This window comes from Ralstonia mannitolilytica, from assembly GCF_905397375.1.
GTDB classification, from domain to species: Bacteria; Pseudomonadota; Gammaproteobacteria; order Burkholderiales; family Burkholderiaceae; genus Ralstonia; species Ralstonia mannitolilytica.
Genome location: NZ_CAJPVG010000020.1, coordinates 1 through 24763, shown reverse-complemented (window position 1 = coordinate 24763; position 24763 = coordinate 1). Strand labels below are relative to the sequence as shown.

Genomic DNA, 24763 nt, shown 5'->3' with positions numbered 1-24763 from the left:
ACCATGCCCACGCTCACCCAAGCCCCCACCCTCGGCGACCTCTTGAAGTACGAGGCGCCGAACCTGTACTCGCGTGAGCAGGCGACCGTGGCGGCCGGGCAAAACCTGCCGCTCGGCACCGTGGTCGGGCGCATGACGGCCACGGGCAAGCTCGCGGCCCTCGACCCCAGTGCCACCGACGGCACGGAAGTGGCCGCGGGCGTCCTGGGCAACGCGGTCGATGCGACGCTGATCGACCGGGAGGACGCGATCCTGATCGCCCGCCATGCCATCGTCGCGCGGCAAGCTCTCATCTGGCCTACCGGTCTGTCCGCCGCGCAGCGCACGGCGGCCATCGCCCAGCTCGAAGCGCGCGGCATCGTGGTGCGCGACGGCGCCTGACCGACAGCCGACCGGCACCCGATTCACACCGAACCCCATCCCGCTGACCCGCCATCTGGCGGGTTTGGCATTTCTGGAGACCCCGATGCTCAATCCCTTCGATGCTCCCGGTTTCTCGATGGCCAGCCTGACGGCCGCCATCAACCTCATTCCCAACCGCTACGGGCGGCTGGAAGCCCTGAACCTGTTTCCCCCGAAGCCCGTGCGCACGCGCCAGGTCGTCATCGAGGAGTACGCCGGGCGCCTGAACCTCTTGCCCACCCGGCCGCCTGGCTCGCCAGGCACGGTGGGCGAACGCGGCCGGCGCGCCTTGCGCTCCTTCGTGATCCCGCACATTCCGCACGACGACGTGGTGCTGGCATCCGCGCCTTCGGCTCGGAAACCGAGATGGAGGCCATCGCCGGCGTGCTCGCGCGTCATTTGGAGACGATGCGCAACAAGCACGCGATCACGCTCGAGCACCTGCGCATGGGCGCGCTCAAGGGCCAGATCCTGGATGCCGACGGCAGCACCATCTACGACCTGTTCGACGAGTTCGAGCTCAGTCAGGCCACCATCGCCTTCGACCTGGCCAATGCCGGCAGCGACGTCAAGGGCCACTGCTACGAGGTGCTGGCCCACATCGAGGAGAACCTGAAGGGCGAGTTCATGACCGGCGTGCACGTGCTGTGTTCGCCCGAGTTCTTTCGGGCGCTCACCGGCCACAAATCGGTCAAGGAGGCCTACACGAACTGGCAGCAGGGCGCCATCCTCATCAACGACGTGCGCGCCGGCTTCACCTTCGCCGGCCTCACCTTCGAGGAATACCGCGGCCAGGCCAGCAGCCCGGACGGCACGGTGCGCCGCTTCATCGCCGCCGGCGAGGCGCACGCCTTCCCGCTGGGCACGGTGGACACCTTCGCCACCTACTTCGCCCCGGCCGACTTCAACGAGACGGTGGGCACCCTCGGCCAGCCGCTCTACGCCAAGCAGGAGCCGCGCAAGTTCGACCGCGGCACCGATCTGCACACCCAGAGCAACCCGCTGCCGATGTGCCACCGGCCGGGCGTGCTGGTCAAGCTCACCGTCTGAGGGTGCCTGTCGGATGGTCCGTGTGGAGGATCTGTACGACGCCGCCGAGCGCGCGGGACTCTTGACGCCCGTCGTGGTGGGCACCACCACCGTGTACTGCGCCTTCCGTGCGCCGGACGAGACGGTGCTCGACGGTCTGGCGCTCTCGCGCGACTTCGAGCTCGAGTACGCGGCCTCGCGCCTGGCGCTCGCCCCGGGCGACGTGGTCACCATCGCCGGCGAGCCCTACCGCGTGCGCGAGGTGAGGGCGCTCGGCGACGGCCGCGAGTGCCGGGCCCAGCTCGCGAGGCTGCCATGAACTCGGTGCGCGAGCGCCTGCTGCGCATCCTGATCGATCGGCTCAGGGCGGCCCTGGCCCCGGCACCCGTGCTGCGCCAGCCGGCGACACCGCTGCCCCGGGAGGCCGGCCCGGCACTGCTCGTCTTCGTCGAGGGCGACGCCCTCACCGCGCACGCCAACCGGCTGGTGGACCGGGCGCTCACCGTGCGCCTGGTCGCGCTCGCGCGCGGCGCGGACGCCTTCGACGCGGCCGACCGGCTGATCGTCGCCGCCCACGCCGCCGTGCTCGCGGACCCGAACCTGGGCGGCCTGGCGCTCGCGGTGCGCGAGCTCGACGCCGACTGGGACGCCGACGACCTCGATGCCGGCACGGCGATGCTGCCGGCGCGCTACGAGATCCGCTACCGCACCGTCCTCACCGACCTCACGACCCCGGGATGACCCCCATGCCCATCGAACTGCTCCAACCCCACACCCACGCCGGTCGGCGCCTGCCCGCAGGCGCGCGGCTGGACCTGCCCGAGGCCAGCGCCCGCTGGCTGATCGCCCAGGGCGTGGCCCGGCTCGTCACGCCGGACTCCCCGACGCCGGCCGCATCCCTCAAACCCTCGCGCCGTGACGGTCCCGCCGCCGCGGCAACCTCCACGGGAGACTGACCATGGCCTACTTCTGGCTTCGGCCGCTTCGCTTAACGCCCGCTACGCGGGCATTAGCCTTCGCCGCAACGCGCCGACACGGCGCGTTGTCCGGACACATCGCCGATCGCTGAGGAGGCACGGCAATGGCTTACTTTTCTGGACAGGGACGCGTCTACATCGGCGCGCGCGACTCGGCAGGCAATCCCGCCGGCCTCACCTTCGTCGGCAACGTGCCGGAACTGAAGGTGTCGCTGTCGGTGGAGACGCTGGAACACCAGGAGGCGCAGTCCGGCCAGCGCCTGACCGACCTGCAGCTCATCAAGACCAAGAAGGGCGAGTTCGCCTGCACGCTGGAGGAGCTCAGCAGCGGCAACCTCGCCCTCGCCCTCTACGGCCACTCGACCACGGTGGCACCGGGCACGGTCACGGGCGAGGCGCTGCCCAACCCGGTCACCGCGGGCAGCCTCTATCCGCTCGCGCACCAGAACGTCTCGGCGGTGCAGATCCAGGACTCGGACAGCCCGCCCAAGACCCTGCCGGCGACGCAGGTCCAGGTGCACGCCAGGCACGGCTCGGTGCTGATCCTCGACGCCACGACCGGCGGCCCCTATGTCGAGCCCTTCACCGTGGATTACGCCTACGGCGCCGCGCAGAGCACGGCGATGTTCACCCGGCCGCTGCCCGAGCGCTGGATCCGCTTCGAGGGCCTGAACACCGCCGACGCCAACCGCGAGGTGGTGATCGACCTCTATCGCGTGGCGATCAACCCGGCCAAGGAGCTTTCGATCATCACCGACGAACTGCTGAAGTTCGAACTCTCCGGCCAGGTGCTGGCAGACCTCTCCAAGCCCGCCGACGGCGAACTCGGCCAGTTCGGCCGCCTGGTGCTGCTGTAAAGGAACGCGACCATGCCCGACTTCGAGACCTTCCCGCCCGTGCCCAAGGTGGTCACGGTGGCCGGCACCGCCGTCGAGCTCACGCCGATCCGCCTGGGCGAGTTGCCGCGCCTGCTGGCCGCGGTGCGGCCCATCGCAGCCGATCTCTCGGCCGACCTCTCGGCCGAGCCGGATTGGCTCGACCTCTTGGCCCGGCACGGCGAGGAGGTGCTGGAGCTGCTCACGCTCGCCACCCGGCGCGAGCGCGCCTGGATCGAAGGGCTGGCGCTCGACGAGGCCGTGACCTTGGCCTGCGCCGTGTTCGAGGTGAACGCGGATTTTTTCGTGCGGCGGGTGGCACCGAGCATCGCGCGCTCGGGCGAGCGGCTGGCGCCGATCCTCTCGGCTGGGACGACGCCGTCGCCCGGCTCGTCGCCGCCGGCCACCGCCACGCCGAGGTGATGGGCTACACCCTCGCGCAAGTGCGCGGGTTGCTGGCCGCCCACGGTCGGCTGGAACGTAGGCAGAACGCCTTGCGGCTGGCCTTGCACGCGGTGGCGGCCCAGGGCGACCGGGCGGCGATCGAGCGGCTGCAGCGCGAGTTGTGGGAGGACGTGCAGCCATGAAACTGACGCTCACCACCGAGGGACTGCTTGATCCGAGGCGGCTCTCCGCCTGGAGCGCGGAACGCCGGCGGGCGATCCAGGCGGCGGTGGCCAAGGGGATGGCTGTAGGCGGCCGCGAGGTGCGCGAGGCCGCCCGCGCCCAGATGCGCAGCGCCTTCCAGGTGCGGCGCGCGAGCTTCGTCGCCTCGCTGCAGGCCAAGGTGTTCGACCAGAAGCCCGAACGGCTGCCCGCGCTGTGGGTGGGAAGCCGAATCCCCTGGCTGGGCATCCACACGCACGGCGGCACCGTGACGGGCCGGATGCTGATCCCGCTGCTGCCCACCCGCATCGGCCCCAAGCGTTTCAACGCCGTGATCGACGGCCTGATGCGCTCGGGCAACGCCTTCTTCGTCGAGAAGGACGGCCGCGTGCTGCTGATGGCCGAGAACCTCCGGGAGAACGCCGCGCAGCTTGGCCGCTTCAAGCGTGCCGAGCGCGAGCGCAGCGGCGTCAAGCGCCTGCAGCGCGGCCAGGAGATTCCGATCGCCGTGCTGGTGCGGCGGGTGGATCTGAAGCGCCGGTTCGATCTCGCGGCAGGCGTGCAAGGCGCCTTGCCGGCCTTGGCGCGGGCGATCGAGCGGGAATTCGGCCACAGGGATGTGATTACTTGAAGATCTGCCAGTTGTCCCGGAAAGGCTCCAGCGAGCGCCAACCGATGCCGGGGAACTTGGGATCGTCGAGGTACCTACCGAGATCGCCGTCAGCTTCGGCCAGGATTTGGCCTTCGACGATGAAGTAGTCCACGGCATCGCCCGGTTTGTTGAGGATGACGAACACGTAGACGTGATGAGGTTCGATCGCCGAGCGTTTGATCGGGAAGTAATTGCGCTGCCGGAGGGCCTTTACCTGCACCGTGTAGGTCACGCCCGAGGACTCGCTGTGCGCGAAGATGTCGATGGCCTTGGCGTTGCCGAAGGTGATCGAAGTCTGCAGACCGCGTTTCAGAAGTTCGCCCGCGACGAAGAACTCACCAGCCAGGCCGGTGACTTGCCCGTCCGCGCGCCTCTTCTTGGGGGTGGGGTCGCCCTGGTCCATGTCGCCTACTCGTTCGTTCTCAAGCAGTGACCGGCTCGATGCCGAGGGTTGAATAGGCATCGACATAGCGCTCGGCGGTGATGAACTCGCCCACGGTCTGCACGCCGTTCTCCTTGGTTCGGCCTTGCGGCTTGAAGTCGAGCGAGAGGTGGTAGCTGTCGCTGTATGGAAACTTGCCGCTGAAGTAGTAATGCAGCCCTTTGGCCACCACGGCGGCGGGAAAAACGTACACCTTCGGCTCGCCCTGGGCATGGGCCAGATCGACGCAACAGATGAAGCGGCGTTCCAGCGGGATCGCCTCGGTGTTGGGCTCGGCGTACTTCTTTTGCAGGATCCAGCGGCGGGAGTACTGCGCCGAGGACTTCACTTCGAGGAAGGCCACATTGCCGACCTTGTCGAACACCAGGATGTCGTAACCGATGGTCGTGCCCCACTGCAGCGTCACCATGTAGCCGCGTTGGGTCAGGCGCGAGGCGACCAGAAACTCCCCGGCCAGGCGGTTGAGGTTCTTCTTTTCGTTAGTGACGCGCGCCACCTTCATTCGAATGCCACCTCACGAGGCAGGGATCGGTCCCGCTGATGAAGCAGTGCCACCTCTTCATCGGTGAGCCGCAAGTCTCGGCCGACATCGATCAGGAGTGAACCCAGCGCCGGGGATTCTTCGACTCGGACGGCTGCTTCCACGATCGCGCATGCCTCGTCTTCGAGGCTGCGCCCGCGCCGTGCCGCGCGCCGGCGCAGGGCACTCAGCACGACATCAGGCAGGTCGCGAAGGGTCAGCTCAGACATGGCTGCATTGCACCACATCCCCAACCCCTCGGCCAGGACATCGACCGCCCAGCCCGCAAGGGCTCGAAGGCTTGATCCAGACACCCGTCCAGAACCATGACCGCCCGCGCCCAGATCCTCATCCGCGCCGTCGACGAGACGCGCGCGGCCTTCGGCTCGATTCAACGCAACCTCGGCGACCTGCTTGACGCCGCGCGGCGGGTCAATGGCGTGCTGGCCAACCTGGGCGTCGCGTTGTCGGCGGCGGGCCTCGGGGCGATGGTCAGGTCGGCGCTGGAGTCGGCCGATGCGCTGAACAAGCTCTCGCAGCGCGTGGGCATCACGGTGGAGGCGCTCTCCATCCTGATGCCGGCGGCCGAACTCTCGGGCGTGGCCGCGCAGACCTTCGAGACCGGGCTCAAGAAGCTCGCCACCTCGATGTTCGAGGCGGCCACGGGCTCGGAGGAGTCCGCCCGGCGCTTTGCCGCGCTCGGCGTGGCCTTCCAGAACCAGGACGGCACGCTGCGGGCCACCGACGCGGTGCTGCTCGATCTGGCCGAGCGCTTCAAGGCCATGCCCGATGGGGCGCAGAAGTCGGCGCTGGCCGTCGAACTCTTCGGCAAGAGCGGTGCCGAGCTGATCCCCTTCCTCAACCAGGGGCGCGAGGGCATCGCGACCTTGACCAGCGAGATGGAGGCGCTGGGCGTGCAGATCGGCGGCGAGACCGCCGCGCAGGCCGAAGCCTTCAACGACGCCCTGGCCAAGGTGAAGCTGGCCACCACCAGCATCGCCAACCGGGTGATCGAGGCCTTCCTGCCGGCGATGAACGACATGGCCGCCGGCATGGTCGAGTCGGCCAAGCAGGGCGGCGCCTTGCGCGCGGTGCTCGACGGCGTGGTGCTGGTGCTCAAGACCCTGGCGCTGGGCGCGGCCACCGTCGGCAAGGCCTTCGTCGCCCTGGGGGAGGCGATCGGCGCCGGCCTGGCCGCCGCCGTGCAGGCCCTACGCGGCAACACCGCCGGGGCCCGCGCCATCATCGCCGAGCTCAAGGGCAGCCTCGTGCGCCGCCTGGACGAACTGGCCGCGTTTCGCGACAGCCTCTTCGCCCCCAAGCCCATCGAAGTCCGGGCGCCCCGCATCCAGGCCGATCCGGATCTGTTGCAGCGGCTGGCCAGACCCAAGCCCACGCAGGACAGCACCGGGGCGCAGACCGCGCTGATGAAGGCGCAGCTGGATGCCGAACTCGCCTTGCTCAAGGATGGCCTGAGCCGCCAGCAAGCCGCGCTGGATGCATCGCTTGAGGATCGCCTGATCTCGCTGCGCGCGTACCACGCGCGCAAGACCGCGTTCGAGCAGCAGGCGCTCGACGCCGAGATCGCCCGCAAGCAGCAGGAACTCGCCCGCAGTCGGCAGCTGGCCGCCAGTGGCGGCAACGAGAACGAGCGCCTGCGGGCCCGCGGCGAGGTCGCGCGGCTCGAGGCCGAGCTCATCGTGCTCAACAACAAGCGCGCCGACACCGAGCAGGCCAACGCGAGAGCCGCGGCGCAGGCCGAGCGCGAACTGGCCGACGCACTGGCACAGGCCCGGGAGGAACTCGCCCAGCTCACCGGCACGGCGACCGATGCCGACCGCAAATCGGCCATCGCGCGCAGCTACCGCGACTTGCGCGCGCGCCTGGCCGCCGAGAGCGACGCCGACGGCGTCGCGCTCATCGACCGGCTGATCGACGTGAAGGCCGCCCAGGCCAACCTCGCCGCGCTCGAAGCCGCCTGGCGGCAGGTGACCGAGCGGCTGAGGAACGCCCAGGAGGCGATCCAGATCCAGACCCAGGCGGGCTTGTTCACCGAAGCCCAGGCCCGCCAGCAGATCGTGGCCTTGCAACAGCAGTCGGTGGCCGAGATGCAGCGCCTCCTGCCCGCGATGCAGCAGGCGGCAGCGGCCATCGGGCCGGAGGCAGTGATCCGCGTGCAGGCGTGGCGCAACGAGCTGGAACGCACGCGGCTCGTCGCCGACGAACTCGCGCCGCTGTGGAACCGCATCGGCGAAGGCTTCGGCAACGCCCTGCAAGGCATGGTCACCGGCGCGCAGACGCTGCGCGAGGGGCTTTCCAACATTTTCCGCAGCATCTCGGACGCCTTCCTGCAGCACCTGGTCATCCAGCCCTTCCAGCAGTGGGTGGCGATGCAGGCGCGGATGCTCGCGATGAAGCTGGGATTCACCCAGCAAGAAGCGGCCATCGAGCAGGCGGCCGCCGCCCAGTCGGTGGCCACCAAGCAGGCCGAGACGGCGGCCAAGGTCAGCGCCAACGCCGCCGAGGCGGGCTCTGGCGCGGCGGCCTCGCAGGCGTCGATTCCGGTCGTGGGCCCGGGGCTGGCGATCGCCGCGATGGCGGCGATGGTGGCCGCCGTCATGGCCTTGATGGGCAGCATCAAGAAGTTCGCTGTGGGCGGCTATGTCAGCGGTCCTGGAACCAGTACCTCCGACTCCATCCCGGCGCGGCTGTCCGCCGGCGAGTACGTGGTGCGCGCGGCCGCCGTGCGGCGCGTCGGCGTGGCGTTCCTCGATGCCATCAACGGCATGAAGGCTCCTCCTGCGTGGGACGGCCATCGGCTGGCCCTGGCCGCAGGCGGCCTCGTGCCCCAGGTCCAGGTGCAGCCGGCCGCGCCGCAGGTCATCCAGGCCGTGCGCATCGTCAACGCCATCGACCCGGCCGTCACCCACGACCACCTGCAGACCCCCGCCGGCGAGCGGGTGATCCTCAACATCATCGGGCGCAACGCGCGTGCGGTGCGCGCGGCGCTCCAGGGATAGCCATGGCCTTGCTCTTCATCGACGGTTTCGATCACTACGACCCGCAGGCACTCGACCCCTTCGGCGATCCGTGGCTCGCGCGCGGCAAGGCGGCGTATCTGTCGCCGCAGGCCACGCGCATCCAGGGCCGGCGACCCGCGTCCTATGCCTTGCGCCTGCCGGCAGGTGCCGGCGGCGGCTACGTCAAGAACCTGGAGACCGGGCGCACCAGCCTCATCGTGGGTGCGGCGCTGCGCGTGGCGCCGTTCGAGAACACCGGTGAGGAGCCGGTGTTGCTCGGCGTGCGCGACACCACCGCGCAGGTGGCGCACCTCGTGCGCATCGGTGAGGACGGCCGGCTCAAGCTCTACCGGCGGACGGGATCGGGGATGAGCGGCTGGGACCAGTTGATCTCGACCTCGGTCATGACGGCGGCCGTGCGGGGGTGGCACTACGTCGAACTGCAGGTCGTGCAGGGCACGAGCAACGGCACGTTGAACGTGCGCCTCAACGGCGTGCTCGCGATCACCCTGTCGGCGCAGAACACCACCCAGGGCGGCGGGAAGTTGCTCACCGCCTTCGCAGGCAGCGTGCCGGGCCAACCCTGCCCGGTCACCGTCGATGTGGACGACCTCTACCTCGCCGACACCTCGGGCACGATCAACAACACCTTCCTCGGCGACGTACGGGTGGATGCGCTCAAAGCCCAGGCGAACGGCGCACTGAACCAATGGACGGTCGAGCCCGCGGGACTGCCCGCTTGGGCTGCGGCGAGCGACGGCGATGAGACGACGGCGCTGCGCGCGGCCACGGCGGGCCTGCGCCAGACGTTCGACGTCGAGGCGCTGCCCGTGATGACCACCCCGGCGATCCACGGCGTGCAGGTGACCCTGCTCGCGCGCAAGACGGATGCGGGCACCGGCCGCGTGCGCGGGCTCGTGGCCAGCGGCGCGAGTACCGCAGTCGGGCCAGACATCGTCCTGCAAGAGCAACTGGCCTGGCACACGGCGGTGTTCGAGCGCAACCCGAACGGCAACGTCCAGTGGACGGAAGGCGCCTTCAACACGGCCGAGTTCGGGCTGGAGTCGGCATGACGGATCGGATCCTGCCTGAGGTGGTGGCCGAGGTCGGTGGCCAACCCACGCCGGGGGTGAGCGTTGTCGAGCAACGGGCCGAGGCGATCTCGCGCGCGGCCTTCGGGGCGCTGGCCGCCACGGCGCTGGCCGAGACCTCGGCCCAGCCGCTGCCGGGCGCTCGTCTGCCGACGCTGTGGGTCGAAGCGCTGGCGGAGCACGCACCGCCGCTGCACGCCCCGGCCCTCTGGGTCGAGGTGTTGCGCCGCGATACCGCCGCGGCGGCGATGGTCACAGAAGCGATGGAGGCCTTCGGCGAGACGCCCTGGCCCGAGGCCCAGCGCGGGGTGTTCGCCTTCCGCCACGACTGGGCCGAGCCCCTCATCGAGCGGCTGGAGTGGAAGACCGGCGTGGCGCGGCTCGCCTCCGGCAACGAGGCGAGACAGGGCCTGCGGCGCGTGCCGCGGCGCTTCCTGACCTACCACGTGGGCCACGCTCGCGCGAGCGACGCGCTGGTGGCCGACTGGCTGGCCGACCATCTGGGCCGGCTCGCGTGGTGGCCGCTGCCGCAACACGCGGTGCGGCTGACCTCGGCGGCGGACAGGGGCGCGCGGCTGCTTCCAGTGACGCCGGTGGATGCGGCGGGCTTCGCGCCGGCCGCAGCCAAGCTGCGCCTGGAGGAAGACGGCCTGCACTGGCCTGCGGATCGTCGCTTCGCGCTGCTGATGGCCGCGGACTGCTGGCAGGTGCTGCAACTGGCCGACGTGGAGCCCGAGCGCCTGTGGCTCACCGAGCCGCTGGCACGGGCGGTTCCTGCAGGGGCGACCGTCCTGCCCCTGGTCGAGGGCCTCGCGGTGGAGCCGGCCGAGTTCGCGCAGTGGGTGCCCGGCCTCGATGCGGGCAGCGTCACCGCGCAGGTGGCCTTCGAGCCGCTGCCCGACGAAGGGCGGCTCGACGATCCCTGGCTCGACGGCCTGCCCGTCTGGCCCGATGGCAACTGGCGCGACGACCCCACCCATACGGCGGATGGCGCGGTCACGCGTCAGGACCTCTCGCCCGCCGACCCCTGGGTGCGCCGTGACGACCCGTGGCCGACGAGCACCTTCCAGCGCCGCTATCTCGCCACGGGGCGCGAGGACATCGCCCGCTGGCGCGCGCGGCTGTACCGCGCCCAGGGGCGGCTCGGTGCCTGTTGGCTGCCCGACGGGCTGGCCCCGGTGCTGCGCGTGCAGGACGAGGCCGATGCGGATGCAGGCTATTTGCGCGTGGACGCCGAGGCCGGCGCCGCCTTCTGGCACCGCCCGGCCGCCGCGCTGATCCTGCACCCCGACGGCACGCGCCAGGCCGTCCTCACCGGCGCGTTCCATCAAGACGCCGGCGGCGTGCTCGTCTTGCGCTCGGGCCTCGATGCCGCGGTGCCCGCCGGCAGCCGCGTCCTGCGTCTGGCCCGCTGCCGGCTCGACCACGACGCCGTCGATCTGTACTGGCACACGCCCGAAGCAGTCGAGATGCCCCTGACCCTGCGCCTGCTGCCCGAGCCGCGCGGCAACGATCGCATCACCTACACCCCGTCCTGAGCATGAACGAAGGGCCCTTGTCCGAGGTCGAGCTCTACGCCTTCGAAGGCGCGAGCGGCCGCTTCCACCTCACCCCGCACGAGTTCGACGTGGAGATCGGCGGCCAGCGCTACGAGCGCTGCCCCCTCGAGCGCAGTGCGCTCGCGCTCGGGGCCGAGGCGGCCAAGTCGGCGCTGGAGTTGAGGCTGCCGCCCGACCACGCCCTCGTGCGGCATCTGCTGCAGGCGACCCTCACCGGCGAGGCGACCACGGTGCGGCTGCGCGTGGCGCAGCGCGCCGACTGGGACGATGCCTGGTGGCTGTCCGGCACGCGCTGGATGGGCCGCGTGCTCGGGGTGGAGGTGGCCGATGACTCTGCGCGCATCCGCTGCGAGTCCGCCCAGGTGAGCTTGAAGCGCATTGGTCTCAGGCGGCTCTACAGCCGCGCCTGCTCGCACGTGCTGTATTCGGCCGCGTGCGGGGCGACGCCGATCTCGGCCACCGCCGAAGTGATCCGCTCCGAAGGCCGCCAGGTGGAACTGGCGAGCCTCCCGCCCGAGGTGGCCGGCATGCTCGCCGGCGGCTGGTTGCAGACGCCGGCAGGCGCGCGCCACATGATCGTGAGCGAATCGACCGAAGGCGTGGAACTGCTCTACCCGGTGGGGCTTGCGCCGCAGACGCTCGTCGACCTCGTGGCCGGCTGCGATCACAGCGTGTCCACCTGCGCCGCGCGCTTTAACAACCTCGACAACTACGGCGGATTTCCCTTCATCCCCACCAAGAACCCGTTCTCGACGGGCGTCTTCTAAGGAGATCGATTGCATGTGGTACCTCGCCGTCATCGTCGTCGCCGCGCTGGTCTCCGTCGCCCTCGCGCCCAAACCGCCCACCCCGAAACCCGCCGAACTCTCCGACCTCGACGCGCCCACGGCCGAGGAGGGCCGACCGATCCCAGTCGTCTTCGGCGCAGTGCTGCTGCGCGGCGCCAACGTCGTGTGGTACGGCGACCTGGAGGCCGAACCGATCAAGAAGAAGGGCGGCAAGAAATGAGCGCCGACGTCCTCGTCACCATCGCCCACGTGCGCGCCGCCGGTCTGTGCGTGCACGGCACGCGCACCTGGTTCGCACGCCAGGGCCTGGACTTCCGTGACTTCCTCGCCCGGGGGCTGCCCGCCTCCGTGCTGCTGGCCACCGGCGACGCGATGGCGCGGCGCGTGGTCGAGGTCGCGCAGGCCTGCCATGAGGAGCCGCGCTGATGGGCGGCCGCCGCAAGAAGCAGACCGTCGGCTACCGCTACCGGATCGGCATGCACCTGGTGCTGTGCCAGGGGCCGGTGGATGCGGTGCAGGAGATCCAGGTCGGCGACCGCAGCGCCTGGGGCGACGCGAGCCGCGTGCCGCTGCCGAGCGGCCATGGGCTGGGGCGCCTGCGCATCGATCGGCCCACGCTCTTCGGCGGCGACGAACGCGAAGGCGGCGTGGTGGGCGACCTCGACGTGCTCGCAGGCAGTGCCGCGCAAGACCGCAACGACTACCTGATGAGCCGCCTGGGCGCGGCGATCCCGGCCTTCCGCGGGGTGCTGTCGCTCGTGGCGCGCAAGATCCTGTTCGCCGCGAACAACCCCTACCTCAAGCCCTGGGCGGTGCGGGTGCGACGCTTCACGGCGGGCTGGCACGACGAACCCTGGATGCCCTGGAACGCCGAGGTGCGGGCCTGGGATGCCGACACCGGCACCCATCTCACCGTCGGCATGAACCCGGCGCACATCCTGGTGCAGTGCCTCACCGACCCGCACTGGGGCATGGGCTATCCGCCGTCCACCCTCGGCGCAAGCTTCTGGAACGCGGCCTGGGCGCTCGAAGCCGAAGGCTTCGGCCTGAACCTGGTCTGGACGCGCCAGCAGCCGATCGAGGCCTTCATCGCCCAGGTGCTCGACCACGTCGGCGGCATCCTCTACCTCGACCCGGAGCAAGGCACGTTCGAATTGAAGCTCCTGCGCGACGATTACTGGATCGACGGGCTGCCGGTGCTGGGCCCCGACGAGATCGTGCGCGTGGAGCGCTTCGAGCGCGCGCAGTGGGGGGAACTGCCCAACGAGATCACCGTGGTCTACACCGACTGGGCGACGGCCAAGGAGTCCACCGTCACGGTGGAGAACCTCGCCGCGATCCAACTGCAAGGCGGGGTGATCAACCAGCGGCGCGACTATCCGGGCGTGAACCACGGGCCGCTGGCCGCGCGGCTGGCGCTGCGCGACCTGCGCGCACTCGGCTCGCCCCTGGCGCGCATGACCTTGACCATCGTCCCCGGCGCCCTGGAGCGTCCGCCCCTGCCGGGGGAGGTGTTCCTGCTGCATTGGCCACGCCTGGGCATCGAGCGCATGGTGGTGCGCGTGACCGGCATCGACACCGGCACGCTGGGCGCCACCGAATGGCGCATCGAGGCCGTGGAGGACGTCTTCGGCATGGGCCAGACCGTGCTCACGCCCACCCCGCCGCGCCTCGAGGAGCCGCCGCTGGAGGCGCTGCCGCCGGCCCTGGTGCTGGCGGTCGAGGTGCCGTACTGGGAACTCGCGCGGCGGCTGTCGCGGGCCGATCTCGCCACCCTCACCGACACGGACACCTACGTGGGGGCCCTGGCCTGCGCGGGCGGCACGGGGCAGTTGAACTGGCAGCTCGCCACGGGAGCAGCGAGCAGTGAGCTCGAGGCGGTGGCCCCGGAGGACTACGCGCCCTTGCTCACGCTCGGCCAGGCGCTGCCGGCGAGCGAAGCCGATGCGCTGGCCGTGCCCGTGACGGCGCTGGCCCAGCCCGAGCGCCTCGCGGTCGGCGACTACGCCTACCTGGTCGATGCGGCCGGCGCCCCGCGCGAAGCGGTGGCGATCCTCGCCTTCGATGCCACCGCGGGCACGGTGGATCTCGCCCGCGGGGTGCTCGACACCACGCCGCAGACCCACGCGGCCGGCACCCGGCTGGTGGGCGTGGGCGAATGGCTGGCCGCCGAGACCACCGAGCGCGCGCCGGGCGAGTCGGTCTTCGTCGTCGCCATCCCGCGCACCTCCGGCGCCGAAGGGGATGCGGTGCTGGCTGCCAACGGTGCGCCCCTCGTGCTCGCGGGCCGCCAGGCGCGGCCGTACCCACCCGGGCGCATCCGGCTCAACGGCCAGCGCGAGCCGGCCGTGGTCGCCGGCGACCTGATCCTGACTTGGGCACACCGCGACCGCCTTCTCCAGACGGCCTATCTCGTGCGCCAGGACGAGGGCGACATCGGCCCCGAGCCGGGCACAACCTACACCGTGCGCATCAGAGACCGCAACGGCACCCTCGTGCGCAGCGAGACCGGCCTCACCGGCAACACCTGGACCTGGGACGTGGCCAGTGCCGCCCTGGACGCCGGCGTCGCGGGCGACCGCGTCACCGTCGAGATCGAGGCCGAGTGCGACGGGCTCGTGAGCTGGCAGGCGCAAGTGCGCACCGTCGAGCGCGCGGGCTACGGCTTGCGCTGGGGGCAGCACTGGGGCGGGGTGTGATGAGCGCGCGCATCGACGTGCACCTGCTCACCCTCGACGAGCCCGGGCACTGGCGCGAGGAGTGTCTGGCGAGCCTGGCCGGCGCGCCGATCCGCCTGCACCTGCTGCCCGGCATCCCGGGGTGTGTCGGGAGGGCCCGCGCGGCGGGCTTCGCGCGAGGGACCTTGCCGCTCGTGTCCTTCGTCGATCCCGACGACCGCTACGAGGCCCACGCCTTCGCGCACCTGGCCGATGCGCTCGATGCCTACCCGCAGGCGGTGCTGGCCTACACCGACGAGGCCCTGATCGACGAGCACGGCGACAGCCTCGGCGTGCGGCGACTGGCCTACAGCGCCTTGCAACACGCCCACTCGGCCAGCCACGTCCACGGCCTGATCGTGATGCGCCGAAGCGCCGTCGAGCCGGTGCTGACACGCATCGCCGATCTCGACGCCGGCACCGACTGGCTGCTCACCCGCCTCGTGGCCCGGCAGGGCAGCGTGTTGCACCTGCCCCTCGTCGGCCGCCACTGGCGGCAGCACCCGAACCAACACCACCGCCGCGCTCTGCCTGACCGGCGGGCGATGACCCACCTTGAGAGGAGTTGAACCCATGCCACAGACCGATCCGAACCTGGGCCTCGCCTACGGCTGGACGCTGGGCGAATCCGGCTGGCACACCGGCATGGACGCGAACCTGAAGCGCCTGGGTGCCGTCGTGGGCCTGTCGGTGACGAGCCGCACCACGGCCGCGCCGCCCGCCAGTCCCACGGACGGCGAGCGCTACATCGTGCCGGCCGGTGCGACCGGCGCCTGGGCCGGCAGAACCGACCAGATCGCGGTGTGGGTCAATGGTGCCTGGGAGTACCACGCCCCGAAGGTCGGCTGGCTGGCCTTTATTGCCGCCGAGGACAGGCTCGCCGTCTACAAGGCCGTCGGCTGGAGCGCCGGCATTTCCGTCTGAACCCTTACCCCGATCCGTCATCCCCGAACCCGCCCGCGTGGCGGGTTCGTCGTTTTTGGAGACCGCCCATGACTGAACCGACCCAAGCTCCCGCCCTCGTCGAGAACATGCTGCTCCTGCGCCGCGAGGACTTCGAAGACCTGCTCGACCGCGCCGCCGAACGCGGGGCCGAGCGGGTGCTCGCGCACCTCGGCCTCGAGAATGGCAACGCAGCAAGGGACATCCGCGAACTGCGCGATCTGCTCGAAGCCTGGCGCGACGCGCGCCGCACGGCATGGCAGACCACCATCAAGGTGGCCACGACCGCCATCCTCGCCGCCCTGCTGGTCGGGGGCGCCCTCAAGCTGAAGCTGATGGGAGGTGGCCAATGATCGAGACCCTGCTCGGTGGGCTGCTGGGCGGGGCCTTCCGCCTCGCGCCGGAGATCCTCAAGTGGCTCGACCGCAAGGGCGAGCGCAGTCACGAACTCGCCATGCAGGACAAGGCCTTGGAGTTCGAGAAACTGCGCGGGGCAAGCCGCATGGCCGAGATCGGCGCGAGTGCAGATGCGGCGTGGAATACCGGGGCCATCGAGGCCTTGCGCGAGGCCGTGGCCGCCCAGGGACAGCGATCGGGCGCGCGCTGGGCCGATGCGCTCTCAAGCAGCGTGCGGCCCGTCATCACCTACTGGTTCATGGCGCTGTACTGCGCGGCCAAGACTGCCGCCTTCGTGGGTGCCATCGAGGCCGGGGCGGACTGGATCCCCGCCATCCAGGCGGCCTGGACCGAGGCCGACCAGGCCCTGTGGGCCGGGGTGCTGAACTTCTGGTTCCTCGGCCGCGTGTTCGACCGGGTGCGGCCGTGATCCCCGTGCCGCAAGCGGCCATCGAGTTGGCCAAGCGCTTTGAGGGCTTCCACCGCGTGCCCAAGCACGATCCCAACCGCGCCTATCCGTACATCTGTCCGGCCGGCTATCCGACGATCGGCTATGGTCACCTCTGCGATCCGAAGCACCCGCCGATCACCGAAGCAGAGGCCGAGGCCTACCTCGCCCAGGATCTGAAGGTGGCGCTCGCCGCCACACTGCGCTATTGCCCGGTGCTGGCTACGGAGCCCGAGAACCGGCTCGCAGCCATCGTGGATTTCACGTTCAACCTCGGCGCGGGGCGGCTGCAGACCTCGACGCTGCGGCGGCGGGTCAACCAGCGGGATTGGACGACTGCCGCCGCTGAACTTCGCCGGTGGGTGTACGGCGGCGGGAAGGTGTTGCCGGGGCTCGTTGCAAGGCGACATGCTGAGGGTAGCCTGCTCGTTGACAGACCAATGCCGAACGCCCCGCGGAGCCCCTGATTGGCGTTGCGTTTCTCCGAGCGCCGAGGCATAATGTAATGCGAAAACAAGGCTGGGTTTCGTGTTACGTCGGCCTGGCTGAACAACATTAACGCGAGGAGTCAGGAATGGCTCGACCAACTGTGTCAGAACCCAGAGAAACGACCACGTCGATACGTATGAGCGCTGCAGAGAAGGCGGCGCTAGAAGAACGGGTGAAGACCCTGGGATACAAGACCATCAGTGACTACCTGCGGGCACTTGCACGTGCAGACATCCAGTCTGCAACTCCAAAGGCGCAAGTGAAGCGTATTCCCCGTCCACTGACCGAATACCACCGCACCGCATTGGGAAGCATGTGGAACGGTGACTCGCTGGATTGGATGGAGCGAAGGGAACCCAATAGCGTCAATCTGATCATGACCTCGCCTCCATTCGGCTTGGTCCGTAAAAAATCGTACGGGAATGAGGACGCTCACGCCTACTGCGACTGGTTTCGACCTTTCGCGGAGGGCTTCAGGAAGATTCTTCGGGATGACGGGAGTCTCGTCATCGACATCGGCGGGGCTTGGAAGCCGGGAACGCCGACACGCTCCCTGTACCACTTCGAACTCTTGATCATGCTCTGCGAGGAATACGGCTTTCACCTTGCCCTGGAGCACTATTGGTGGAACCCGGCCAAACTTCCAACGCCCGCCGAGTGGGTCAACGTCCGCCGCGTTCGGCCGAAAGACGCAGTGAACTGCGTCTGGTGGCTCTCCAAGACCCCATTTCCTAAAGCCAGCAACCGACGAGTTCTCGCGCCGTACAGCGAGTCAATGAAGTCGCTCATCAAGAACGGCTATCAAGCCAAGACACGTCCATCCGGGCACGTGATTTCGGAGAAGTTCGGAAAGGATAACGGAGGCTCGGTTCCCCCAAATTTGCTGGCAATCGCAAACACCGAATCGACAGGCGCGTATCAGGAGTACTGCAGAGATAAGGGTCTAGACATTCACCCTGCGAGGTTTCCGGCAGCGTTGCCCGAGTACTTCATCAGAATGACGACCGATCCGGGTGACTTTGTTCTTGATCCCTTCGGAGGATCTTGCGTCACCGGGGCGGTGGCAGAAGCGCTAGGCCGCCGATGGGCTTGCGTCGAAATGAATGCAGCCTACCTCGAAGGGGCAATGTCCAGATTCCAGGGCACGCAAGATTGCCTGAGTGCTGGTAAGCCATCGTCTTACGTCATCCACACACCGTGTGCGGCTGCGGTTGATGAGCGCGAGGTCCCGCTCGTGGCTGACGGTGGTGCCGCAAGGTCGCAGCAGCGAGACCATTCAAGCAGCGGCGATCAGGCTGGCCCAAGGGTAAAGCGCGTCTCCACCAAGGTCGTCAAGACCAACACAGCCGATCGGACCGTGGCCTAGTCGCAAGGGAGCAGGGCCGCGGCGCGCCAGAGCGATCACGCTTCGCGTCAAAAGGTCGTCGGCACTTTCGTGTTGGCGCCAGGCCGCGTCGCGGGCATAGCCAACGATCTGCCCACATGCTTCCAGAATCGCTCCGGGCGCTGACGCCTCGTTGCCAAACCACTTGCACTCGACAATGCCGAGGACGCGCCCGTCTCGTTCGACCGTAAGGTCGGCGCGCGCGGTACCGGCATTGACCCCGAGTGAACTTGCGAGATCCGCCGCCTTGCGCTCCCCTTCATCAAGATATGGGCGTGAGCGCGCCGCAATCGCGCGTTGCCACCATACTTGAAGGTTTCCAATACGCGCAGCAGGTCGAGTCGTGGCGAACGACATATCGAGTCGGCAGGAGTCGCCGGTAACGGCCGACAATGCGGCAGCCACATCGAGCAGGCAAGCCAATTCGAACAGGCGCCATGTTTCCAACCTCGGGAGCAACTCACACTGGAGTAGCGCTGCTATTGCTTCGGGCTCCAGGTTCTCGATGGCCGTCGCGGTGGAAGCACAGTCCCATGCCAGGCGGTACAGAGGTGCGCGTGCTTTCGCGGCTTGCCTTCGGTCGTGAGCGTTAAGCCTCGCGCGACCCGCAGGCGAATTCAAGATCTCTCGAAGCGGTGCTGTCCGTAGTGCGTCATCGATTACGCTCAGCCGCTCTTGAGCCGGTCCTTCAAACAGCCCGCCTCGGGCATGAAGAGCCGCAGACCGAAGTGCCGTTCGCGCACTGTCCAGTGTCTTGGCAAGCACACGATTCGGTCCCGACAGCCAAGTCCCGGACGCTTCATTGACGATGAATGCGGCCGAATCACATGTGACTGCTTGCAGCAGTGCGGACGCAGCCGCATCTGGTGGTCCAGGCAGTTCGCCGGATACTTCCCTTCGGAACTCTTCGAACGACGGCGAAATCTCACGAGGTCTGCTGGCGCATCTGGAGGCCAGCGCACCCACTGGTTTTGACAGCGCCCACCACATCAAGAGCGCGTCGACGTCATCTCGAGTCAAGTCGGTAACAGGCCCACGATACTGTGATCGGGGGCCGGAGCCGAGATATCGAAGGAGGCCTCGAAGGCACGTTGCCTCAAGTGCCGGCTCCTGTTGCGTCACGCAGAGAACTCCCTGCAGTCCATACTCAGTCGATCCGCTCTTGAAGCGTCGAGAGCCCAAGCCGTTGCGACGCTGACTGCCAAATCAGATGCCTCTCGTGGGGACAGCCCGTCCATGAGCGGCAAGATACACATGCGGAACGCGGAGAGAAATGCGTCCGCGGCCGCGCCAGCCGGCGGGGCGAACGCGTCAACTCCATGATCGAGGGCCCGCAGGGTCTTCAAGAAATCTACGATTGGCGCGCCGCCAATTTCGCGCGCGGTGTTGACCGCCCGCCACATTGCCGCAACCGGATTCGCAGGTATCGGGTCGGGAACGGTAAGGCCCAGTCGGCGAGACATCTCTACCGTGAAAGCCTCAAGGTCCGACGGCGCTCCAACCTTAATCCACGCGAAGCGACGGCTCAACGCATAGGAGATCTGGCCCAGTTGCGTCTTGTCGTAGGTGTTGAGCGTGCAGATCAGGCGCCAAGCCGGTTCGGGGGCATGCTCGTGCGGTGCCATGTCGGAGCGCGGTTCAGGCAAGACGACGTGAAAGGGACTTGTCGGATCTGCTGCGTCCGCTCGACATGGCAACACCGACGACTGCCCAGAGAGAATCGAGAAGAGTGGACCCAGAACCTTGTCAATCGGGCAGCGGTTGAGTTCATCGATGATGGTGGGCTTGTCGAAGTTCCTCAGCATCGCGCCGGGGATGAAGCCGATTGCCCCTCCGCCTAACGGCTGGTAGCCACCCACAAGATCTTGCACGCTCCATGCTGAGGATGCGGTAAGCATTAGGTAGGAGCCGTCACCGTCGTCGCGCTCGGAAAGCTCACGAGCCAAGTACTCGGCCAGGGTCGTCTTGCCGGTACCTGGCGGTCCATAGAAGATGATGTGGCGCTTTCCGGAGTTGACGGCCGCCTCAATCTGCCGGTAGATGGACGAATCAATGCCGACGAGAGACGTGTCTTCGGGAAGAGAAAACGGCCCCGTCAACGGCGCTGCGGCAAACACAGCCGAAAGGTTGGCGACGAGGCGGTCTCTCTCAGCGTCTTGCGTGCCATCGTAGAGATCGGCACCAGCAAGACCGGCGATTGATTGACCGACAACGTCATAGGTCGCGCTGCCAACGGCTGCAGTTGCTCCGGGTACCATTACAAGCGCCCGAAATGCGATGGGGTAGTTGCGCTTGGCTGCGCCGCCGCCGAAGTCGATCGTGCTCGCAGCCGGATTGAAGTCGCTGAGCGCATCGCCGGAAGTACCGGCAGGAAGTGGTCGCGCGAAAGCAATGACGAAAAGGTACTCCCAACCTTGCGGAAACTGCCAGCTTCCTGACCCCGCAGACTTGAGTGCGGGCAGCACGCGAAACGCGCACACCGCGCACGAACCGTCCCTATTGTTGATGTAGCCGATCGTCTTGGCCATCGGAAAGGGATTACCTGTCGCATCAGTTGCAAACCTCGATGCAAACGTTCCATCTCCTTGCTCCTCGACTTGAACGATCCACCGAGGAGGCTTGCTAGTAACAGCCTGCGGGTTGCTCCAAAACCCCGTTGTCTGGCTCGTCGGCTCGCCCAGGGCCAGCGCCTTGGTGCCACAACTCTTGATGGAAAGGCCGCGGGGCGTAAGCAGCGTCGTCTGAATATCATCCTTGAGCGCTTTAAAGACGCCGAGGATGTCTTGAGTAGGTAGCGGAGTAGCCATCAGGTTGCTCTTCTCGTGTCAAGACGATTATTGTCCTGGGCGCAGGTGATTTCGGTCAACAACGCAACGGGCGGCGGACGGCTCTATGCCGTTTTGTGTGGAAACGCTTCGCGTCATGTCGGCATGGCTGGCGCGAACGGACTGGCCGGCAGGTGCTTGAGCTTGGACATGCGCAGGTAGGCGATGGCGATGAAGTTCTGGCTCGTCCTGAAGCCGCGCGCGGCGCGCTTGGCCTGCTGCAGCAGCCCGTTCATCGCCTCGACGAAAGCGTTGCTGCGGTGATCGACCATGCCGCGCACCACCGCGTCGAACCGCTCCTTGAGCGTGGCCGCCAGCTTCTTGAACGGCTCGAGCCGGCAGCGCCGCGCCCAGCTCAGCCAGCCCCCCAGATCGGAAGCGGCCTGTTCGATGCTGTTGTGCGCTGTGGCCCGCGCGTACACCTCGCGCAGCGCCATCTTCAGCCGCCACGCCCGCGCGCTCTTGAGCGTCGAGCGCTGCAGCCAGTGCATCGCCTGGATCTGGCGGGCGCTCCAGCTGCTGGGGTTGCGCCGCATGCCCCACAGCAGCTGCCTGAGCGTCTTACGCTGGCCAGTGCCCAGCGCGGCTCGCACCGCCTGCGCGTCGGTGGCCATCTCCGCGCGGCGCACCTGGTCCATCGCATCGATGGCCATCGAGACGACGTGAAAGCGGTCGTAGCTGATCTGCGCCTCGGGCAACGCCAGCGCCACGCCCTTGGCGTAGGCTGCGCTCATGTCCATGCACACGTGCCGCACCTGGGCGGGATCGCCGCCATGGGCCCTCAGATCCTCGGCGAACTCCACCACCGTGCGGTGCTCGCGCCCCTCGGTGGCGAACAGCAGCCGCTTGCGATCCAGGTCGTGCACGACGGTGATGTAGTGCTGCCCGCGCCGCAGGCTGGTCTCGTCGATGCCCACCGTGCGCACGCCGGAGAAGTCTTCCAGCGCACGCGCCTGCGCGACGTAGAACTCGATGCGCCGCCACAGCCGCTTGTCCTTGCAGCGCAGCAACTCGGCGGCCTGGCGCACCGGCAGGTCCAGGCACAAGGTCAGCGCCAGCGCTTCGAACGCCGCGGTGAAGCCCGAGCCCGGACGCGCCCAGGGCACGGCCACCTGCGTGGTCTTGCCGCAGGCACCGCAGGCCACGCGCGGCACGTCGCAGTGCAGCCAGGCCTCGAACTGGAAGAAGTCCAGGTGCCGCCAGGATCGGCGCAGCCGGTCGTGCACCGGTTGCGTGGCCGCACCGCATGCCGGGCAGGCGAGCCTGCTGGTGTGGCAGCCGATCTCGAAGTCGATACGCCGCTTGGCGGTGTCGAGCCTGACGTCATCGACGACCCACGGCGGCTGCAAGCCCAGCGCGCTGGTGAACAGAGCTTCTACGGCAATGCCCATGGACTCATCCTCCTGATCAAACACGCCTCGTGGACATGTGCACAGGCCGGCCAGCGGCCTGCACACATGCCCACCGGGCTCGACGACCAGGAGTCATTGTGACTGTTGGGTTCCACACGAAATGACGAAGAGCCCGGCGGACGCATCGTTCTTGGCCGCTGCGTGATCTCCCAGACCTGGTCGACTTCGGGGGCCTCATGCAGCCGGTTGGGGGCGGAGATCAGCCCCACCAGGCGAGGGGCGTGGAAGGGTGAATCTATGGTGGCAACAATCTAGAATATAAGCTTGTTGTCACTTGGATGAACAGCTTGCATGACCGCAATCCCGCAAATCCTTGCTGCTTTGCAGGCGGCAGGAGTACCGATTCGGTTAGACAGCCGAAGCACCTATCAAGGCTGCATCGGCAGCGTCGATAACTACCCTCGACCGTTGAAGCTCTATGCATGGCAGGTTACTGATAACGGTCGGGCAACCGGAATTGTCCGCCCAGCAGACGAACGCCGTATTCAGGCAATCGCTAGCGGCACCCAAACGATTCATGCATCGGATGACCCCGAGACAGTGGTTCTAGGCTGGTGCGACGAATACACGCCAGAGCCAATAATCGTTGCATTCAATCCATATGGCGTTTCACGCCGGGTCACCGAGAAGGTCGATAGCAAGTTGGCCGCCGGTGCGTCTAGTGCCCGAGCATCAGACAGCCAGCAATTCCGTCAAGCGCTTCTTGATGAGGCTCTCGCCAACGGGATTGCAGTCGGCCGCAATCAGCACGGCGAGTATGTGGTCGCCATGAGACCGCAACGCTTCCTCGACTACCTCAACAACTACAAGGCGACCTATCACCCGAGTGCGCCCCCTCCTGTTGTTCAACAGACGACGGGACGCTCGATGCTTGACCTTGTCGCAGAAGCGGAGGTGGAGGGGGCCGCTCCGGTTGACGCCGTGGATGTCGAATTGCCGACGACATTCGATCCAGCGTCGATAGCAGATGGGCGCGAACGGGTTGCGCGCGAGATTGCAATTCGACGGGGTCAAGCACAGTTTCGAAACCAGTTACTGAGAGCGTATGGGTGTTGTGCTATGTCGGGTTGTACTGTCGTGCCTGCCCTCGAAGCTGCCCACATCGTTCCTTATCAGGGGCCCGGCACGAACCACTTAGCCAATGGGCTATTGCTTCGGGCTGACTTGCACACGCTATTCGATCTTGGTCTTCTAGCTGTCGATCATGAAACCTTGGCTATCGTGGTATCCAGTGATCTCAATGGGACCGAATATGAGACGCTTAGAGGACAGAGTCTCAACTTAGGGCGTCGTCTCGCGTTTCCCAGCCGCGCGGCGCTTCAAGAGCACCGGCGTCTTGCCGGCATATGAATTGTTTCCCGGGAGAGCGGTCAGGCCAGAAGTTCAACTCTTGACCTGTCCGCTTAAGGGGGGGTTACGACATTGGCCCGCTACACAGAACACGACACCAGCAAGATCTTTCCTGTGGCGGATGCGTTCCGCGCCAACTGCCTCCTGCGTGACGGCTCCCTGCTTTTCGACGGCGCGTCTGTCTGGCGTCCAGAAATTCTGGACCGCATTCATGAGGCCTTCGTCGCCACTCCGGACGATGGCGACCGCTCCTTCATCGTCAAGTTCAAGGATCAAATCGGCCAGGCGGGGCAGGACGTGATTCGGCTGGCGGCGGAGATCCTCTGTGTCTACTTCCTGTTTCCTTCGAACGTCGGCGGCGCACGAAAGCGCCAGGTCGTCAACGAGGTCCTTGGATGGGCGGGCGACAGCTTGCCGGAGTCACATCCGGTCTCCGCCGCCTTCTCGAATGGGATCGGTAGTGGCGGTCAGGGCTACAACACCCGTCGACCATTCGAGATCGCGTTCCTGATCGATGTTGCCATCGCGTGGAAGAAGTTGCCGCCAGACCGGCAGGCGGTGATCGCGGCAGACCCCTGGCTCTTCCAGGAGTTTGTCGACAGCATTGAGGATGCGGAGTCCAAGCAGCTTCGGCATATGCTGCTCTACCTGCTGTTTCCGAACCACTTTGAGCGCATCGCCAGCAGCAACCACAAGAGGAGGATCGTCAAAGCGTTCTCAGGGCTGGTTAGGGAAGGTCTGAACAACTCCGCCCGATTGCGCGACAATGCCTCACCGTGATCGGGGTGAGTGCGATGCAGCTGTCGTTCGGTGATGCCGAGGGTCTGGGGAGCCGCAAG

General features: G+C 67.6%; 28 protein-coding genes and 1 pseudogene. 24 read left to right on the top strand and 5 right to left on the bottom strand.

Translation table 11 applies throughout. From position 1 onward, the window contains the following. The first annotated feature begins 3 nt into the window (after positions 1 to 3). The 9 genes and pseudogenes from KHN96_RS22120 to KHN96_RS22080 all read left to right on the top strand — a co-directional run bounded on the left by KHN96_RS22120 (position 4) and on the right by KHN96_RS22080 (position 4520). Entirely contained in the window at positions 4 to 381 is a 378-nt protein-coding gene (locus KHN96_RS22120; protein WP_115044348.1) for a head decoration protein, read from the top strand. Then, positions 266 to 1452, top strand: a pseudogene (locus KHN96_RS22115) (major capsid protein). Before KHN96_RS22120 ends, KHN96_RS22115 begins: the two are co-directional and overlap by 116 nt. A 13-nt stretch (positions 1453 to 1465) precedes the next feature. Next, complete coding sequence (locus KHN96_RS22110) at positions 1466 to 1750, top strand: head-tail joining protein (RefSeq protein ID WP_115044346.1); 285 nt, start codon at positions 1466 to 1468, stop codon at positions 1748 to 1750. Next, entirely contained in the window at positions 1747 to 2172 is a 426-nt protein-coding gene (locus KHN96_RS22105; protein ID WP_115044344.1) for a hypothetical protein, read from the top strand. The genes KHN96_RS22110 and KHN96_RS22105 overlap by 4 nt, the downstream gene beginning before the upstream one ends. 5 nt (positions 2173 to 2177) lie before the next feature. Further along, positions 2178 to 2387 (top strand): DUF7210 family protein, encoded by a 210-nt coding sequence (locus KHN96_RS22100; protein ID WP_115044443.1) that lies wholly within the window; start codon positions 2178 to 2180, stop codon positions 2385 to 2387. A gap of 125 nt (positions 2388 to 2512) precedes the next feature. After that, positions 2513 to 3265, top strand: coding sequence for a phage tail tube protein (locus KHN96_RS22095; protein ID WP_115044343.1), 753 nt, complete (start codon positions 2513 to 2515; stop codon positions 3263 to 3265). A gap of 12 nt (positions 3266 to 3277) precedes the next feature. Further along, the gene (locus tag KHN96_RS22090) at positions 3278 to 3706 is read left to right on the top strand and encodes a DUF6631 family protein (protein WP_115044341.1); all 429 of its coding nucleotides are present in this window, start codon (positions 3278 to 3280) and stop codon (positions 3704 to 3706) included. Beyond that, the gene (locus tag KHN96_RS22085) at positions 3706 to 3870 is read left to right on the top strand and encodes a hypothetical protein (protein WP_181817633.1); all 165 of its coding nucleotides are present in this window, start codon (positions 3706 to 3708) and stop codon (positions 3868 to 3870) included. Before KHN96_RS22090 ends, KHN96_RS22085 begins: the two co-directional genes overlap by 1 nt. After that, positions 3867 to 4520 (top strand): DUF6441 family protein, encoded by a 654-nt coding sequence (locus tag KHN96_RS22080; protein ID WP_115044338.1) that lies wholly within the window; start codon positions 3867 to 3869, stop codon positions 4518 to 4520. The genes KHN96_RS22085 and KHN96_RS22080 overlap by 4 nt, the downstream gene beginning before the upstream one ends. On the opposite strand, the gene KHN96_RS22075 is transcribed toward KHN96_RS22080, so the two are convergent. Genes KHN96_RS22075 through KHN96_RS22065 form a run of 3 tightly spaced genes read right to left on the bottom strand, consistent with a single transcriptional unit; the run spans position 4513 to position 5733 of the window. Beyond that, a complete protein-coding gene (locus tag KHN96_RS22075; protein ID WP_062196835.1) occupies positions 4513 to 4944 on the bottom strand; it encodes a hypothetical protein in 432 nt (143 codons plus the stop codon). The genes KHN96_RS22080 and KHN96_RS22075 overlap by 8 nt on opposite strands. Before the next feature lie 19 nt (positions 4945 to 4963). Beyond that, a complete protein-coding gene (locus KHN96_RS22070; protein ID WP_115044337.1) occupies positions 4964 to 5485 on the bottom strand; it encodes a protein NO VEIN domain-containing protein in 522 nt (173 codons plus the stop codon). Continuing rightward, a complete protein-coding gene (locus tag KHN96_RS22065; protein ID WP_115044335.1) occupies positions 5482 to 5733 on the bottom strand; it encodes a FitA-like ribbon-helix-helix domain-containing protein in 252 nt (83 codons plus the stop codon). The genes KHN96_RS22070 and KHN96_RS22065 overlap by 4 nt, the downstream gene beginning before the upstream one ends. A gap of 96 nt (positions 5734 to 5829) precedes the next feature. Between KHN96_RS22065 and KHN96_RS22060 the strand changes: the two genes are divergently transcribed. The 13 genes from KHN96_RS22060 to KHN96_RS22000 all read left to right on the top strand — a co-directional run bounded on the left by KHN96_RS22060 (position 5830) and on the right by KHN96_RS22000 (position 18319). After that, positions 5830 to 8523 carry a phage tail protein gene (locus tag KHN96_RS22060; protein WP_115044333.1) on the top strand — a complete coding sequence of 898 codons (2694 nt, stop codon included), beginning with the start codon at positions 5830 to 5832 and terminating at the stop codon, positions 8521 to 8523. A gap of 2 nt (positions 8524 to 8525) precedes the next feature. Beyond that, entirely contained in the window at positions 8526 to 9596 is a 1071-nt protein-coding gene (locus tag KHN96_RS22055) for a hypothetical protein (protein WP_115044331.1), read from the top strand. Then, complete coding sequence (locus tag KHN96_RS22050; RefSeq protein WP_115044330.1) at positions 9593 to 11152, top strand: hypothetical protein; 1560 nt, start codon at positions 9593 to 9595, stop codon at positions 11150 to 11152. Before KHN96_RS22055 ends, KHN96_RS22050 begins: the two co-directional genes overlap by 4 nt. Before the next feature lie 2 nt (positions 11153 to 11154). Continuing rightward, positions 11155 to 11940 (top strand): phage BR0599 family protein, encoded by a 786-nt coding sequence (locus KHN96_RS22045; RefSeq protein ID WP_115044328.1) that lies wholly within the window; start codon positions 11155 to 11157, stop codon positions 11938 to 11940. Between the two features lie 13 nt (positions 11941 to 11953). Next, the gene (locus tag KHN96_RS22040) at positions 11954 to 12181 is read left to right on the top strand and encodes a hypothetical protein (RefSeq protein ID WP_115044326.1); all 228 of its coding nucleotides are present in this window, start codon (positions 11954 to 11956) and stop codon (positions 12179 to 12181) included. Beyond that, complete coding sequence (locus KHN96_RS22035; protein ID WP_115044324.1) at positions 12178 to 12387, top strand: hypothetical protein; 210 nt, start codon at positions 12178 to 12180, stop codon at positions 12385 to 12387. Before KHN96_RS22040 ends, KHN96_RS22035 begins: the two co-directional genes overlap by 4 nt. Then, a complete protein-coding gene (locus KHN96_RS22030; RefSeq protein ID WP_115044322.1) occupies positions 12387 to 14660 on the top strand; it encodes a phage tail protein in 2274 nt (757 codons plus the stop codon). Before KHN96_RS22035 ends, KHN96_RS22030 begins: the two co-directional genes overlap by 1 nt. Next, a complete protein-coding gene (locus KHN96_RS22025; protein WP_115044320.1) occupies positions 14660 to 15247 on the top strand; it encodes a glycosyltransferase family 2 protein in 588 nt (195 codons plus the stop codon). Before KHN96_RS22030 ends, KHN96_RS22025 begins: the two co-directional genes overlap by 1 nt. 4 nt (positions 15248 to 15251) lie before the next feature. Further along, on the top strand, positions 15252 to 15602 hold the full coding sequence (locus tag KHN96_RS22020; protein WP_115044318.1) for a DUF2793 domain-containing protein: 351 nt from the start codon (positions 15252 to 15254) through the stop codon (positions 15600 to 15602). A gap of 68 nt (positions 15603 to 15670) precedes the next feature. Continuing rightward, positions 15671 to 15973: a DUF6127 family protein gene (locus KHN96_RS22015; RefSeq protein WP_115044316.1), complete on the top strand. Its 303-nt coding sequence runs from the start codon at positions 15671 to 15673 to the stop codon at positions 15971 to 15973. Next, on the top strand, positions 15970 to 16446 hold the full coding sequence (locus KHN96_RS22010) for a hypothetical protein (protein ID WP_115044314.1): 477 nt from the start codon (positions 15970 to 15972) through the stop codon (positions 16444 to 16446). Before KHN96_RS22015 ends, KHN96_RS22010 begins: the two co-directional genes overlap by 4 nt. Beyond that, the gene (locus KHN96_RS22005) at positions 16443 to 16931 is read left to right on the top strand and encodes a lysozyme (RefSeq protein WP_115044312.1); all 489 of its coding nucleotides are present in this window, start codon (positions 16443 to 16445) and stop codon (positions 16929 to 16931) included. The genes KHN96_RS22010 and KHN96_RS22005 overlap by 4 nt, the downstream gene beginning before the upstream one ends. Before the next feature lie 158 nt (positions 16932 to 17089). Next, positions 17090 to 18319 (top strand): DNA-methyltransferase, encoded by a 1230-nt coding sequence (locus KHN96_RS22000; RefSeq protein ID WP_115044310.1) that lies wholly within the window; start codon positions 17090 to 17092, stop codon positions 18317 to 18319. A 1136-nt stretch (positions 18320 to 19455) separates the two neighbouring features. Here the strand turns inward: KHN96_RS22000 and KHN96_RS21995 are convergent. Continuing rightward, positions 19456 to 21144, bottom strand: coding sequence for an AAA family ATPase (locus KHN96_RS21995; protein WP_115077062.1), 1689 nt, complete (start codon positions 21142 to 21144; stop codon positions 19456 to 19458). A 113-nt stretch (positions 21145 to 21257) separates the two neighbouring features. Further along, positions 21258 to 22553 (bottom strand): ISL3 family transposase, encoded by a 1296-nt coding sequence (locus tag KHN96_RS21990; protein WP_115044308.1) that lies wholly within the window; start codon positions 22551 to 22553, stop codon positions 21258 to 21260. Positions 22554 to 22865: 312 nt separating this feature from the next. Between KHN96_RS21990 and KHN96_RS22870 the strand changes: the two genes are divergently transcribed. Further along, positions 22866 to 23924, top strand: coding sequence for an HNH endonuclease (locus tag KHN96_RS22870; protein WP_115044306.1), 1059 nt, complete (start codon positions 22866 to 22868; stop codon positions 23922 to 23924). Between the two features lie 72 nt (positions 23925 to 23996). Then, positions 23997 to 24704 (top strand): hypothetical protein, encoded by a 708-nt coding sequence (locus KHN96_RS21980; protein WP_115044305.1) that lies wholly within the window; start codon positions 23997 to 23999, stop codon positions 24702 to 24704. Positions 24705 to 24763 lie beyond the last annotated feature (59 nt).